The sequence below is a fragment of the Corynebacterium canis genome, from assembly GCF_030408595.1.
GTDB lineage: Bacteria > Actinomycetota > Actinomycetes > Mycobacteriales > Mycobacteriaceae > Corynebacterium > Corynebacterium canis.
Genome location: NZ_CP047080.1, coordinates 913,745 through 929,081 on the forward strand (window position 1 = coordinate 913,745; position 15,337 = coordinate 929,081).

At 58.7% G+C, this 15,337-nt stretch carries 9 protein-coding genes and 1 pseudogene; 5 read left to right on the top strand and 5 right to left on the bottom strand.

The window, feature by feature from the left end:
• The gene (locus CCANI_RS04065) at positions 1–546 is read right to left on the bottom strand and encodes a TetR/AcrR family transcriptional regulator (RefSeq protein ID WP_146325179.1); all 546 of its coding nucleotides are present in this window, start codon (positions 544–546) and stop codon (positions 1–3) included.
• 243 nt (positions 547–789) lie between these two features.
• On the opposite strand from CCANI_RS04065, the gene CCANI_RS04070 reads away from it, so the two are divergent.
• The gene (locus CCANI_RS04070) at positions 790–1,851 is read left to right on the top strand and encodes a glycoside hydrolase family 16 protein (protein ID WP_290211539.1); all 1,062 of its coding nucleotides are present in this window, start codon (positions 790–792) and stop codon (positions 1,849–1,851) included.
• A 23-nt stretch (positions 1,852–1,874) separates the two neighbouring features.
• Here the strand turns inward: CCANI_RS04070 and CCANI_RS04075 are convergent, their stop codons facing one another.
• A complete protein-coding gene (locus CCANI_RS04075; protein WP_146325183.1) occupies positions 1,875–2,699 on the bottom strand; it encodes an SDR family oxidoreductase in 825 nt (274 codons plus the stop codon).
• A 2,105-nt stretch (positions 2,700–4,804) separates the two neighbouring features.
• On the opposite strand from CCANI_RS04075, the gene CCANI_RS04080 reads away from it, so the two are divergent.
• The 3 genes from CCANI_RS04080 to CCANI_RS04090 all read left to right on the top strand — a co-directional run bounded on the left by CCANI_RS04080 (position 4,805) and on the right by CCANI_RS04090 (position 9,540).
• Positions 4,805–6,451: an ABC transporter ATP-binding protein/permease gene (locus CCANI_RS04080; RefSeq protein ID WP_246118278.1), complete on the top strand. Its 1,647-nt coding sequence runs from the start codon at positions 4,805–4,807 to the stop codon at positions 6,449–6,451.
• The gene (locus CCANI_RS04085) at positions 6,448–8,151 is read left to right on the top strand and encodes an amino acid ABC transporter ATP-binding/permease protein (RefSeq protein ID WP_146325185.1); all 1,704 of its coding nucleotides are present in this window, start codon (positions 6,448–6,450) and stop codon (positions 8,149–8,151) included. Before CCANI_RS04080 ends, CCANI_RS04085 begins: the two co-directional genes overlap by 4 nt.
• A 402-nt stretch (positions 8,152–8,553) precedes the next feature.
• A complete protein-coding gene (locus tag CCANI_RS04090) occupies positions 8,554–9,540 on the top strand; it encodes an aldo/keto reductase (RefSeq protein WP_146325187.1) in 987 nt (328 codons plus the stop codon).
• An 82-nt stretch (positions 9,541–9,622) separates the two neighbouring features.
• On the opposite strand, the gene CCANI_RS04095 is transcribed toward CCANI_RS04090, so the two are convergent.
• The 3 genes from CCANI_RS04095 to CCANI_RS04105 are packed head-to-tail and all read right to left on the bottom strand — an operon-like array spanning position 9,623 to position 13,318.
• Positions 9,623–10,366, bottom strand: coding sequence for an ABC transporter ATP-binding protein (locus CCANI_RS04095; protein WP_222432961.1), 744 nt, complete (start codon positions 10,364–10,366; stop codon positions 9,623–9,625).
• A 10-nt stretch (positions 10,367–10,376) separates the two neighbouring features.
• Positions 10,377–12,692, bottom strand: coding sequence for an ABC transporter permease (locus tag CCANI_RS04100; RefSeq protein ID WP_146325191.1), 2,316 nt, complete (start codon positions 12,690–12,692; stop codon positions 10,377–10,379).
• Positions 12,689–13,318, bottom strand: a complete 630-nt coding sequence (locus CCANI_RS04105; RefSeq protein ID WP_146325193.1) for a TetR/AcrR family transcriptional regulator — start codon at positions 13,316–13,318, stop codon at positions 12,689–12,691. The genes CCANI_RS04100 and CCANI_RS04105 overlap by 4 nt, the downstream gene beginning before the upstream one ends.
• Before the next feature lie 458 nt (positions 13,319–13,776).
• On the opposite strand from CCANI_RS04105, the pseudogene CCANI_RS13605 reads away from it, so the two are divergent.
• Positions 13,777–14,976: pseudogene (locus CCANI_RS13605) on the top strand (siderophore-interacting protein); the annotation flags it as partial.
• Positions 14,977–15,337: the final 361 nt, after the last annotated feature.

Here is a 15,337-nt window from a genome sequence, read left to right on the forward strand (position 1 = left end):
TCAGGCACCCCCCAGCAGATCGAGAGCCTGAGTGAGTGTGGCATCCAATGAGGACTGCTCTGATTGCGCCCACTCCAGCAGCGCCGCACTCAATCCAGCGATGACCGCCGATACAGCAACATGCGCCTGCATCTCGCTCACTCCGCGATCAACCAACGCGCCCCTCAGTGCCTCCGCAGTCTCGCCACTGTTGCGCTCGATCGCCCCTCGTAGGTTAGGTGTGCAAGCAACAATCCGCAAGAGATCGCGAAGCGCCCGCGCATCTTCAACATCAACTTGCTTCCACGCCTCACGGACGCCCTCGGCCAACGCCCGCATTGCAGGCTCATGCTCGGGCCGTGCTCGTACTGCCTCCGCCATGAGCGGGTCGAACGGGTCCGCCAGTAACAGCATCTCCTTGGTTGGGAAGTGCCGGAATAGAGTCATCTCGCTCACGCCCGCACGTTCGGCTACTTGAGCCGTAGCGGTTGCCTCGTAGCCTTGCTCGGCGAACAATTCTAGGGCAGCCTTTCGCAGCGACTTATGCGTCTGCTCCCATCGTCCCATAGCTCAAAATGTTAGTCACTAACAATACGTATGTCAATCCGCTCACGAATCAGTGGTTCACATATCTGTTCCCATAAATGGACGCTTTCTACCGCTGATAGATGATTTCCGTCCGGTAAAACCCAGCTGAGCGGGCATGCGGGCCTTAAGCGTTGGCCTCAGCGTGTTGCACCAGGGCTGATACCCGACGCGATGTAGCATGTGAGACGCATGTGGGAAGCACATGTGAGACATAGTGCAGAGATGCCGTTCGTCCCCCCGGCCCCGAGCGGCAATGAGGAGTCTATGACCATGCGTCGTTTGAAAACCCGAATCGTCGTTCCGCTCTTGTCCGCAGCCCTCTGTTTCGGCATCGCAGGCTATAGTCCGGCCGTCTCGGAGACGATATCTCCCGAAATGGTTGCTACGGGCCTGAGCCAATCCGGCGGCCTTGGCAAACAGGTTTCCAGCCGGAATAATCCCGGCAAGCAGCAATCCCCGAAGAGCCCGAATAATCAGGCGGTCCCGTCGGTCGCCGCCGACGAGGGCTTTCGGCGATTGGCGTTGGATGATAGCTTCGATTCCACCAAGACCATCGACACCGAACTCACCGGTGATTCGGGATTCCTGTGGTACCCGGCGGGGATCGATGCGTGGTCGAAAAAGGATACGACTAAGGACGAGTATTCGGTAAGCAATTCCGTGTTGCGCATCGACCCCAAGCACCGCACCTTTAACTACAATTTTGCCACCCGGGACCCCAATACAGGCGAGGGGCAGTCCTTCGGGCAGGGGTACTTCGAGGCGCGCATGCGGTGGGAAGCGCGTACAGACGTGCCTAAGGTCACGGAAGGCACCGATGATAACGGGTATAGCTGGCCGGCGTTTTGGAGTTTTTCGCACAAGAGGATCTCTGAAAACAAAATCCCTTATTGCGAATTGGATTTCGCGGAGTCGCAACGCCCGAATGAAGTATTGTCCACTATTTGGGCCTGGCACGGGAAAGAAAACCCGGACAAAATACGCAATAGGAAAAACACCCACACTGCGGAAGGCCTAGACCTTTCTGAATGGCACACCTACGGCACGCTGTGGGCACCCGGGAAAGTCCAATGGTATCTTGACGGCGAATTGATCGCCGAACAGCATTGGACCGGCGAAAAGGCAAAGGAAAACATGCAGCAGCCCATCGACGCCGATGGCAACGACACCTCGCGGGGCAACCCCTTCTCAATGTTTGATCAGGAAAACGAGATGAACGTCATCCTCGGCACCGGCACGGGCCGCCCCTTTGAGGTCGACTGGGTACGCGTCTGGCAGCGATAGCCGCTCGTTCGGATACCGAAAACTTATTCGGTGCCGCGGGGCCGCCACCTAGCGAATCCGCCTTCCGTATTGATGATTTGCCCAGTGATCCACGAGGCTTCTTCGGTAACCAGCCAAGCGATCAAACGGGCGGGGTCGTCGGGCTCGCCAAAGCGGCCGAACGGAAACATCGGCCGCACATAATTGAACATGTCTTCGGTGAGGTATTCGGTATCCACCGGGCCTGGGTTGACGGTGTTCACTCGGATCCCGCGGTCCGCGAGCTCATCCGCAATGGTCACCGTTACGCCAGCTAGAGCAGCTTTCGCGGCGGCGCATGCTACCTCGCCTGGCAGCGGTCCAAGGCCCTGGCCGGAGGTGAGGAACACAATGGAAGCGGGACGGCCTTGGGCGTGCCGAGCGGCGAACGCTTGAGCTAACAGGAGGGAGGCGCGGGCGTCGATACGCCAATGAAGGTCAAGCTCCGCTGCGCTCACTTTTTCGAGAGTCCCGTCCGCGCCCGACAACGCCTGATTGCAAACGAGCGCGTCAAGCTGGCCGAACTCCGCGACGGCGGCTTCGATAACACGTTCGGGAGCTTCGGGGGCGGCGAGGTCAGCGTGCATATCGACGCCACGCGCACCAGGCGTCAAGTGCGCCCGAACTCCGCGCATCACGGCGTCAATGCTGTCGGCGCCCCACGGTTGCTCGGCATCATGCGGGGAAAAATGATGGCAAAACACATTCGCGCCAAAAGCGGCAAGCCTACAAGCGGTGGCAAATCCAATACCCGCGCGACGGCTCACCCCCGTAATTACAACGTTCTTACCGCGCAATGGAAACGGATCTCGGGCGAGGTTGGACGACATAACTCCAGTAAAGCAAAACCGTTTGGGGTGCGCGAGGAGATTGGGGAAGGCAGTGGAGCATTTTGCGTGGGTGGCTGGCGGGGTAGGTTTATGACGTGTCAAATTTGGCACGTATTATCGACGAGGATTATTATTAAGATCGTCCTAATTCAAAATTTGATCTGGAGGATCATATGTCCTGGTTGCTTAATTTCTATTTCGGTAGCTTTGATTGGGAGCTCATTTGGGATCTGGATGAACTGCTGGACCTGATCGCGCCCCCGATGGCTGCTAAGTAACTAAAACTCACCCCTCCAGCATGTTTTTGCAGGTTGGAGGGGTATTTTTTGTCTATTGGGGGTGGGTTTGTTCGCTGGGTGCGGGTTGTCTGTTCGGGTGGATTGTCAGTTGGGGTGGATTGTCCGTTGGGGGAGTTCTTTGTCCGCCGCGCTGGCCAGTGGAATCCGAAGCTTGTGTTTCAAGAATTCCATGCGGGGCGTGCGCGGCCTTTAGTTAGAACTCGATTACTCGTCTATGTTGTCGGTGTCTATGTTGCGGTGAGTTCCGTGGCGTAGACCTGTTCCGCTGGGGGAGTGTCTATGGAGGGGGTATTTGCCGAGGTAGTGTTTGCAGAAGGGTGTGGCTTTTGCGGTTCCGGCAATTGGTAGGTGGGCAACCGGCCATAATCAATATGGATACATAATTTAATCTGTAGGATGTGTGGTGGGTGAGTTGGTGCCGGACGGCGTCTTTAGAAATAAAGCTCGTTACTATTTTGTGCTCAGTTTAAATAAGCCCGCTGTGGCCTTCAGTTTGCCCGCCGGATATTAAAGTATGGCCGAATTACGTCACAGTGACGAAAAGAAGCGCGCATTCGTTGTGGGCAATCCATTCCCATGGCCGGAGTTGAACGTTGTCTACCGATATTTTTTACATCAAAATCCCGAAATCTGTGTAAAAAATATCGCGCCGGCGGCCCTGGGCGGCTTCAGATGATGAAAATTACACAGAATCCGGGATTCGTGTGTAAAAAACTTCATGTGAAGTGCGCGACCTATTGCTTCCATCCGTCGACGGGTGGATTCGCGTCGCTCCTGTTGATGGTCCGCCGGTCAACTCGCCGAGGTGGCAGGATATGTTCCTCATTTTGTGTTGTCGATGCCATAAGAGGCCGCAGGTTTCGATAAAGGCTATGAATTCATAGCATGTGGCGCTAGGGTTGGCGTTGTGAGATTGGCGGCGCTAGAAACCCGACAAAATCCGACAGGCCGAGTCCCACCGGACGTCAGTCCCGCCGGACGTCCGCCGAACGCCCGCCAAACCTAATTCTGGTCGCGTCGTTTCCGGCCTAGCATCACATGTAAAGCTATATATTTTGACCAACTGAAATGTTCGCTGTAGCAGCCTCTCTGGGGTCTCGAAACTCGCTACCCTTGGTCAACTATGGGCGACTTCCGTTAATCGCGCCATTTTGATATGGTATGCTGCACGCAACTAATCGGCATGCTCGGAGTTGAACGGTGTCTACCGATATTTTTTACATCAAAATCCCGAAATCTGTGTAAAAAATATCGCGCCGGCGGCCTCGGGCTGCCCTCAACGATGAAAATTACACAGAATCCGGGATTCGTGTGTAAAAAACTTCATGCGCAGCACACAATCTATTCCCTAGCCTGCCGACCTGCTGTCATTACGTCCCTCGCAGCATCCTAGCCCTGTGTTTCGCGTCCCGCGCCGATATCGCCGCACGTGGTTTATAGGGATCCCTGTCGAAATTGGCACCTCAAGAAACTCGGACAACCCAATAGCCCCAACGACCTCACGAAACCCAATAGCCCCAACCGGCCACAACCCCAACCGGCCACGCACCAACCGGCCACGCACCCCAGCCCCAACCGGCCACAGCTTCAACCGGCCACAACCCCAACCGGCCCCAACCCCACCCCGCCTTCGCCCAAGCGTTCATCCTTCCCCGGCCAAACCCGCCCAATACTTTTACGCAGGCCTATTCGAACAGCTCGATACTATGCTGACCCATCTTCTACCCATCGAAAGTTTTAGAACGTAGTTGGCTGAAAGTTTGCGGAAGTGTAATTCGCAATGAAGTGCTCATTTATCATGAGGCCATGAAAGTTAGGCAAGCCAAAGGCGCTCATCAACCGCCGCCTTATCGCCTGAGTAAGCAGGCGCTTTGCACAATTTCGATCAGTGTTGTGTTAACTTGGCTGTCCGTTTTTGGTATGTGCCTGACTTTGGTCGGGGCGGGCAGTATTATTGACGCCTACCCAGCGCGCCCGTCGTTACTCCCCATCATTTTCGGCCTTGTTTTAATTTTTGTCGCCGTCCTGGCTCGTAACGTTTTCGTCGCACGCGGCCAGATTTTGGAGGAGAGCCGCATTCGGCACCGAATTATTGATGCCGTGTTTGCCGCCGGCCCTGCCAAGTCTGCCTCGACTAGCACCGGTTCGACGGTGGCGTTGGCCACGGAGCTCGCCGAGAAGATGATGTTGATGCGGGTGGGTTTTGTGGGGCAGGTGATTGCCTCGTTTTCCGCTCCGTTGCTGGTCATCGCGGTGATCGCAGCATATGTCGGCTCGTATCCGGCGCTGGTGCTCTTGGTCATGCTGTTGATCGTTCCAGTGCTGGTGGCGGGGTTCCGGAAGTTGGCTTCTCGGGTGTCTTCGGGTTCGCAGGATGCTCGTAAGGCGCTGGCTGCGGCGTATATGGATGCGTTGAAGTCGTTGAGCACGTTGCAGCTTTTGGGCGCTGCGGGCCGGGTGTCTGAGCAGTTGGCGCAAACCGGCGAGCGCAACCGTGTGGCTATCATGCAGTTGCTTAAGGGCAATCAGCTGATTTTGTTGGTTATCGACGCCGCGTGCAGCCTAGCGTTGGTCACTACCGCGGCCGCCCTGGCGATGTCTGGGGATTATTCGACAGGGCAAGCGATTTGCCTTATTGCCCTTAGCATTCTGCTTCTCGAACCTATGGATCAAATCGGGGCGTTTTTCTATGTTGGTATGAGCGGGCTTGGCGCCCAGCGCGGGATCTTTGCATTCCTGCGGGCGCGCCCCGGCACCGTCGAGTCGACCGCATCGAAAGACCCAAGACCCACTGCGGACCAAGCGCCCGCAGAGCCCGCTGTTATGGTATCGGATCTGCACTTTGGTTATGGGCAACCCTTGTTCGCAGGCGTGAGTTTCGCCATTAATCAGGGCGAGCGGGTGGCCATCGTGGGGCCTTCCGGCCAGGGCAAGTCGACGTTATTGTCGCTGCTTAAAGGGGATCTGCGTCCACAGGCGGGAGGTGTTGTGGTGGCGGGTGAGACGGGGGATGGGTTGCGCGCGGCGTCGGCAAGCGTGGCGCAGACGACGTGGCTGTTTAGCGGAACCATTGCCGATAACTTGCGTATTGCGCGTGCGGATGCCACCGAGGAGCAGATGTGGGAGGCGCTGGAACGCGCGCACGTGGCGGATGAGATTCGGCGGTTTCCGCTTGGGCTGGATACGGAGCTGGGCGAGCAGGGGCTCGGTATTTCCGGCGGGCAAGCGCAACGCATTTCGCTCGCACGTGCGATTGTCTCGGGGCGTCGCGTGGTGCTGCTCGACGAGCCGACTTCGCACGTAGATTTGGCCTCGGAGCGGGAAATCCTGGCGGCGATCACTGGCCTCGGACGGGAGTACACGCTGGTCATGGTCACGCATCGCACCAGTTCGTTGCGCCATATGGATCGTGTGCTGCGCGTGGAACATGGGGAAATCGAGGAAGCGTCATGAATACTACCAACCCGACCGTGCGGCAACTTGTGCTGTGGTTAATCGGTATCACGCGACCGGTGCTGGCGCCGCTGGGCGTGTCCACGTTGTGCCGGATTGCTAATCAGGTGCTGGGGATCGCATTGTTTGTGGTGCCGGTGTATGCGCTGATCGCGCGGAACCTGAGCCTACGCGCAGTGGTGATTACCATGGTTGTACTGGCGCTGGCTAAGGCATTCCTCCGGTACCTCGAACATTATTTCGGGCACTTGGTGGCGTTTAAAGCGCTCGAACTGATACGCATTCGTGTGTTCCGCGATATTTATCCGCAAGCGCCCGCGATCATGGCACGTACGGGCGATAAGGCGGTGGGTAGCGGGGATATGCTTACTCGGCTCACTCGCGATATCTCGCAGATCGAGGTGTTTTTCGCCCATACGACGGCGCCGGTGATTTCCGCTTTGGTGGTGCCTATCGCGGTGGTGATCGGGGTGGCCGTGGTGCAGCCATGGCAGGGGCTCGTCGCCGCGGCGATTCTGCTGTTGGCGGCGGCGATTAGCGTGGATACCAGCGCATATAGGTATGCCGTTGGTGTTACCGGGGCGCGCGGCGTGATCGCCCAGCACGTGACGGATTCCATTGGCGGCGTGGCCGAAGTCACGGGCTATGGGGCGGCGGAACGTCGGCACCGCGAGCTGGCCGAATTGGAGAACCCGCTGGTAGCAAGCATTGTTCGCCGCAGCGGCATCGTGGGCGCGCGGGGTGGGCTGATCGCGGCCGCTCGGATGTCCGTGGTGCTGATGCTGTTGCCGCCCACCGATAACTTGGCATTAAGCGTTTCGTCCATGTTTGCGGTATTGCGTTGCTGGGACATGATCAATGAAGTTACCGATTTAGGTAACCATCTTTCGCAATCACTTGCGGCCGCGCGCCGAGTGTGGGGCCTTTCGCACGCAGGTTTGAATTTGCCGGATGGGGGTGAGCTTATCGAAGCCCACGGGCCCGGCGTTGGCGTGCAATGGCGCGACGTCAGCTTCACGTACGATGGCGCACTTAAACCCGTGGTGCGCAATATTGATTTAACGGTCGCGCCGGGTTCTTGGACCACGGTGGTTGGTTCCACGGGTTCCGGCAAATCCACCATCGCCAAATTGCTGTTGCGCTATTGGGATGTGGATTCCGGCGCGGTGCTGCTGGATGGCAGAGATATTCGCGATTACAACGTTGATGCCCTGCGGGCGGTGGTAGCGGTGGTCACCCAGGACATTCGCCCAATCAATGCGACGGTGGCGGAAAACCTAAGGTTAGCCGCGCCGGATGCCAGCGATGCGGAATTGACCGATGCCTTGTATGTAGCCTGCCTCGATGGGGAAGTTGAGCTTTCCGATCCCGTAGGCGAGGGCGGAGCCGCGCTTTCCGGCGGGCAACGGCAACGCCTCTCCCTGGCCCAGGCGTTGCTGCGCGGCGGCCGCGTTTTGGTGCTGGATGAATTCACGGCCCACCTGAATCCGACGCTGGTCGGGCGGGTGCGATCCCGCCTACAAGCGGCGTTCCCCGAGGTCACGGTGATTGAAATTGCCCACGACCTGGACAATATCGGCGCCGCGAGCTGGGTCGCCGTGATGGATCAGGGCGTGATCGTGGAGCAGGGCAAACCCCAAGAATTGCAGGCCCGGCGGGGCGTATTGCACCATTTGCTGCACCGCGATTGGCCGGAATAATACGCCGCCGCAAATGCTGCAAGCAGCTTACGGGTCACTCACTATGGGTATGGATATTCAGCCTAGAGATCGAATCCTGATTCGGGGCGGGACCTCGCCTGTAGGCATGGCGGCTGCCGTTCTAGCGAAGCAAATTTCGAATGTTGTTGTGCTTTCCACAACGCGTAACCCAGACAAAAGCTACCTCGCTAATTTGCCCGCTGTGGTGCGCCTTACTGTGTACGCGGGGGAAGCCTGCGGAAAGCTTGTTGTAGAAACGATGTGCGGTGGGGCGGCACGAAGCCCCTTGATTGTTGAAGAACTTCTAGGGTGGAGGCTGCAGGCATTTGGGTGGCGGCGCGTGAAAAGACTGCGGTAACACCGAAAACAAAATTGCACACGAATACCACGGAGGCATAGAAAATGCATACGAGAACACTTGGGCACGGGCTGGAGGTATCTGCGATTGGGCTCGGCTGTATGGGGATGTCCCAAAGCTATGGTCCGAATCCGGGCAATCGAGATGAGATGATCGAAGTGCTACGTGGCGCGGTGGACGAGGGCGTTACGTTTTTTGATACCGCTGAGGCTTATGGGCCGTATGACAATGAGGAACTCATTGGGGAGGCGCTCGCCCCGCTCCGCGATCGCGTGGTAATAGCAACTAAGTTCGGCTGGGATATCCAAGATGGCAACGTGGTCGGGTTGGATAGTCGCCCTGAGCAAATCCGCAGGGTAGCGGAGCAATCTTTGCGGAGGCTGCGCACCGATGTAATCGACCTCTTCTACCAGCATCGCGTTGACCCGAACGTTCCAATTGAAGATGTTGCGGGGACCGTGGGCGAGCTCGTAGCAGAGGGCAAAGTGCGGCATTTTGGCTTGTCAGAGGCGGCCCCGGCGACGATTCGGGCGGCACATGCGGTATGTCCGGTGACGGCCGTGCAGAGTGAATATTCGTTGTGGACCCGCGACCCAGAGGCGGAAGTCTTGCCTACGCTAGCGGAACTCGGCATTGGATTTGTCCCTTTTAGTCCGTTGGGTAAAGGGTTTCTTACGGGGACAGTTAGGGCGGACTCCAGTTTTGGCGAAGGGGATATACGTTCGACAATCCCGCGCTTTAGTGAATCGAATATGGCTGCGAACCAGGCGCTCGTTGATCAAGTGAAGCGGATCGCTGAAGAAAAGCAGGCTTCGCCGGGGCAGATCGCATTGGCTTGGTTACTTGCGCAGCAGCCGTGGATTGTGCCTATCCCCGGCACGCGACGGATCGCACGTATTCACGAAAACGCTGCAGCTACGGCCGTGACGTTATCTGCTGATGAGCGTGCTGATCTTGATGCCCTTGCACGCCGCATCGGTGTCCACGGCGACCGCTACAACGAGTTCCACCTCGGGTTAGTAGGCCGCTAAGCCCGCATTTTGGTCAGCTGTGGGAGCGCTATGACATCGATCAATGCCGGCACGGGCGGCGGCCTCCATGGGCAGGTCGCCGTTAGACGCAGCGTCGATTCAGCGCTTCCGTTACCTGGGAAACGCGTATCGACGCCGCGTCCGCATCGTAGCGGCCAAGGTCGAGGTCCTCGACAATTCGGCCGTCCACGAGGAGCAGGACCCGATCCGCGCGTGCCGCGACCTGGGTGTCGTGGGTGACCACGATCAAGGTGGTCCCGGCGGCGTGGATTTCTCCGAGCAGGTCGAGGATCTGGGCGGCGGTCGCGGAGTTCAGTGCGCCGGTTGGTTCGTCGGCGAAGATAATCGCGGGATTGTTGATCAGGGCTCGGCAAATGCCGGCGCGTTGCAGCTGCCCGCCGGACACCTCGGTCACGTCGCTTCCGGCAAGGTGTTCGATGCCCATGCGGCGCATGAGTTCCGTGCCGTGGGCGGTGATTTCGGGGCGGGGCCGCAGCCCGGCCAGGAATCCCGGCAGCACGATATTGTCCAGCAGGTTCAGCGTTGTCATAAGGTGCGCCTGTTGGAACACAAAGCCTAATTTGGCGAGGCGTAGCGCCGCCAATTGGCGTTCGTCGAGGGCGGTGATTTCGGTGTCCGCGAGGACTACTGTTCCGGATGTGGGGCGGTCCATGCCGCTGATGCAATGCAGCAGCGTGGATTTGCCGGAGCCGGAAGGTCCCATGATGGCCACGAACTGGCCTTCGAACACATCGAGGTCCACGTGATCCAGCACGGTGATGTCGTAGGTTTTGGTGAGGTCGCGAGTGCGAATTGCTGTGTTCATGGTCATCTTTCTAGGCAAGGGTGATGCTGCGGACGCGTCGGACGGCCAATGCGACCGCCCCCGCGATGGTGGCCAATAGCGCACCAGGGATTACGACGCCCACCAGCGCAAAGTTCGCAAGCAGCTCCACGTTCGGCGCGCCCCGCGATCCGAGGATCACGCCAATGGCACCTTCGCCCACGGTGGTGGCGAGCAGCAACCCAAAGGCAAGCCCTAGCAGGGTAAGGATCCCGAACCGGGTGAAATACTGGCCCGCGACGGAACGGTCCGAGCTGCCGAGGGCTTTAAGGATGCCGATCTGTTGCCGTTCCCGCGAGAGCACGAGGACGGTAAAGAGCATCGTGATCAGGAAGGCAAGACTTAATGCGATGCCGCAGGCTAGGAGCGCAATGATACGGATTTGCGAACTCGTCGCCCCAAAGAATTGGGAGGCATACTCGCTAGCTCCGGTGACCTGCACGCCTGGCAATTGTGCGCGCAGATCCTCGGAGACCGCGGCCTCCAGGTCCTTGTTTTGCACATCGGCGTAGATGATCTGCCACAGTGCGGGCGCGCCGTCGTCAAACGTTGCCTTCGCCGTCAGCCCGTTGTTGGTGATGTCTTGGTACACGCCGGTGACCTGGAATGGGGTATCGCCGTCCTTGGTCCTTACCTTGACGGTCGAACCAACGTTCGCTCCAGTGGCTGCCGACTGGCTGTAGGAGAGTGCGATTTCGTCCTCGGCGAGGGGGGCGCTGCCCGTGAGGTATTGCATGGGAAACGCTTGGTGGTCGCCGATATCGATAAGCACGGACTCCCATTCGCCGCTCGTTGTTTCCATCTTGTAATCGCGACGCAATACCGTGGCGTGCTTTGAAATGCGCTGGTCAGCGTCGATTACTTCGGCGACGGAGGCTAAGTCTTGCACGCCCGCGCGGACGTCGATACGTAAATCCGCCTGGCCGGAGCCGAGGTAGGTGCCGATGCGCGGATCGTCCAACGTGGTAGCAACGTTTGTGGGCAGGACCATCGTAAACGTGCACAACGCCAACACCCCAAGCAATAATGCGTTCGATGGGCGCAATGCCTCGCGAATGCCCATCCACTGCGGCACCGGCAGGCGTCGAACAGATGTAAGATGCCAACGGTTGCGGCGCTTGCGGAAGGAGCCGCTGGTGCCGGTGCGCAATGCCTCGATCGCGGAGATGCGGCCCACCCGGCCAAGCGCCACCCAGGTAAATCCGATAATCGCGGCGGCCAATGCCAGCACGGCGAGGATCGGTGCCAAAATGCCGAGCGTGGTGGTCGGCGGCGTGCCAAGATAGAGCAACGTCGGGGCCCCCAAGGCCGCGGACAATGGGTAGCCTGCGAGGTAACCGATGATGCAGCCGAAGGCCGCCAGCACTAGGTATTTCACCAGGTAGAGGCCTCGAATTTGGCGTTGCGGGGCGCCGATGGCCTTGAGCACGGCGATGCGCGCTAGGTCTACCTCGATGGCGGCCAGCACGGTGTATCGCAGGGCGAGCATGGCTACGATCATGAGCACGAACGCCACGAGGAGCGCGACGGCGGCGATCAGCATGGTGCTTATGGAGTTCATAAGGCGGAGCATGGAGGAATCGATACTCACGCCGGTAGCGGGCAGGCCTGCGGCCTTATACGCATTGAGCACGGTGCCCGGGCGGGTCGACTCCGCGAGCGCGAATTCGATCAAGTATTCGCGATCCTCGATATGGTCGGCGAAGTCCGCGAAATCTTGCGGGTGAACAACCAAACGCTTCGAGGGAACCATGGCGGCGTTCATTTGAGCGTCGCGAATAAAGCCGGTGACCTTTAGTTCCTTTTTCCATGTGCCGGTGTCGAAGGTGATGGTATCGCCAACCTTGGCCGCGCCCACCGCGGAGTAGTGGATCGGCAGCGCAACCTCGCCCGGGTTGGGGTGCGCCGGATCGCCGTGATCGTCGAGGAGGAGGTCGATATGCTCCGGGGAGGTGACGAACGCAGGTTCGTGGTAGGAATCCGCTTGGTTGACGCCCGCGATCGTGAGCCCTTGGCGCGGAATGGGCAGGGTTTCGATGATTTCGTGGTCGGTGATGTCATCGCGGCCAGCGATCCACCCTTCGATGGCGGACACGTCAGCGGTGCCCGAATGCATTTGGATCAGGTCCGGGATCTTTGCGCGTTCCGAAAGCCTGTTTGTTGCGGTGGTGGTGTCTACGATCAGGGAGGTGCTGGCGGACATTAGTGTGGCCGCCAACGCTATCAGCGCTGCGAGCGTGGCCGCCACCGCGAAGCCGCGCGCGAGATCGGATTTGAGTAGCCGTGCCAGTAACCCGAAGTTATTCATGAGTTCGCCTCTATGATCGGGGCGAACGAGCCCGGCTCGCAGCCCAGGAGGATTTCCGCGGCGTGGACGAGGCCGGCGGTGCGGCGGGGGAGTTCCGCGTCTTGGCCAATAAAAATGCCGCCATCAAGAAGCATGCCGGCGGCGGTCAGGAGAATCTCGACCGCTTCGCGCGGGTGTTCGGTGTGGAAGGTGCCTTCCGCGATGCCCTGCTCCACGATCTCGGTGAGCATTGGGGTGAACTTTGTGACCGCTTCCACGATGGACAGCACATGAAATTCGGCGTTGCCGTTGGTGTGCAGCCGTTCTGCCAGTTCGAGTTCCTGCTCGTTTGCCCGCGCGGCGCTCATGACGGCTAAGAACTTTTGCGGGGCGGGTGCCGGTTGCTGGGCGATGGCTTCCGCGCGGCTAATCATCCGATTTGTGGTGCGTGTTACCAGGGCGCGCAGGATATCGTGTTTCGATTTGAAGTGGTAGTACAACGTGCCCCTGGCGATGCCCACTTCATTGAGTATGTGTTCTATTGAGGTCGCTTCGACGCCTTGGGTTGTGAAGAGTTTTTCGGCGGCATCGAGGATTTCCGTGCGACGCTCCGGCGCGGTCTTTGCTATGCGTGGCGTGGTTGTCATTTGGTATCCCGTGGTTGTTGGGTTGACGGTGCGAGTCTCGACCGACTGTCGATACGACTAGCGTAACCAAATGACTTATAGGTGGTCAAGAGTTTGCTAATGTATGTTCCGCGAGCCTGGGACATGCACGAGGTTCTAGGGAGGCCGGGGCTGCGGGAGCGGAAGTGCTTGGTTGGGGGTGGGGCGTGGAAAATTGGGTTTCCATGTCGGCGCGCTCGTGTTAAGGTCGGTTCACTAAACCTTGGTCAGGGTTACCTAAGTTGCGATGTGCTGGGTTGTTGTCGCCATGCGCGTGAATCTTGTGGCTGAGGTGTCCCAGGTTTGCTGATATGAAGGGTGTGTGCACTGGTATGGGCAAAGGCGTTGAAGGGGCCGTGCTAAAAACACTTGGCGCGAAAGAGCACTTGCTCACGGTGATCGGGCGGGAGTATCGGGCGGAGCATTTTGTTCGAGTGCGTATGCGATCGGATACCTTGCTGCATCGCGAGGGGGAGGCGCCTGGAAACTGGGTTCGGGCATGGTTTCCGGATCCGGACGGGGGTTCGAAACAATACCAACGCGGGTACACGCTGGCGGATGTGGATCCGCAGCAGGGAACCTTTGCTATCGACTTTGTGGTGCATCACCCGATGGGGCCTGCCTCGTATTGGGCCACCACATGTGAGGTGGGGGATCAGATCACGGCGATGCGCTACGGCGAAGAACCGTTCAAACTTTTGGAGCCTGCGCCGACCGGCTACCTCTTTCTTGGGGACCTTGCGTCCTATCCGGCCATCTATGCGCTAGCTTGTTCGATTCCGGCGGAGTCACAGGTAGTGGTGTATCTCGAACAGCATGACGAACGGGATGCGGAACTGCCGCTGCCGCGCGGATCGAATATCGTGGCGCGGTGGGTGCCGGAATTGCCCGATGGGCAGGCGTTGGTGCAGGCGATCGCGGGGCAAGATTGGACCGGATGGTATGCTTGGGTCACCGCCGAATCCTTGGCAACTCGGCACGCGAAAACGGTATTGCAGCGGGAATTCGGGCTTAACCGTTCGACATTGCATTCGCATGCGTATTGGACGCGGGGGCGAGCCATGGGGAAGTCCCGAGTGCTGCAGGAAGCCGATCAGGCAGCGGCCGCAGATAGGGCGAGCGCGGAACCCGAGACGACCGTCTCCGTTGAGGGAACGGACGTATTAAAACCTGCGAAATTGGCGATGATCTGTGGTGGTATCGCGCAAGCCTTGGTATCCGTGCTGCAGGTCATACCCTTTATACTTTTCGCCGAAATCGCGCGGCTATTTATCAGCGGGGCGGAGCGGCAGGCGTTTATTGATATAGGCCTGTTGGCGTTGGTTATTTTGGGATTGAGCACCTTCGGTTCGGCCGTACTGCTCTTTGTGATGCATCTCTATGACAGCCGATTTGGCGCTGCCTTGCGCCGACGGATCATGGCTAAGCTCGGCACATTGCCGCTCGGATGGTTTGGTCAACGTCGCGCCGGGGACGTGAAAAAGCTGGTCAGCGACGATGTGAACGCCCTGCATTATCTGATCACACATGCGGTGCTGGATCTTGTAGGTGCCATTGTGACGCCCCTAGTTGCGTTGGTGTACCTGTTTTATGTTGAGTGGCGGTTGGGCTTGGTGCTGCTCGTGCCGATCTTGGTGTTTGTGGTGGTTATGGGCGGGATTTCCATACGGGACAAGGAAAAGATAGTGGTGTCACAGCGCTATGTGGCACTTGCGTCGGGGCAGGCGCAAACGTTTATTGATACCCGCGAGCAGGCACAAGTATTCGGCCCTTCGGCGGTGGTCGGGCTCTCGGATACGCTGCGCATGATCGGCGACTATGTGGAGAACTGGCAACGCGCAACCGCGCTTGCGAAAATCCAAGCGGTGATGATCAACCGGCCGATGACCGTGCTGGGGATCCTTGTCGTGGCAGGTTGGCTGTTCCTTTCCGCTGGCTGGATTAGCGTCGCGGAGCTGATTCCCTTCCTGATCCTAGGCACTTCCTTTGGTGGGCAGTTGG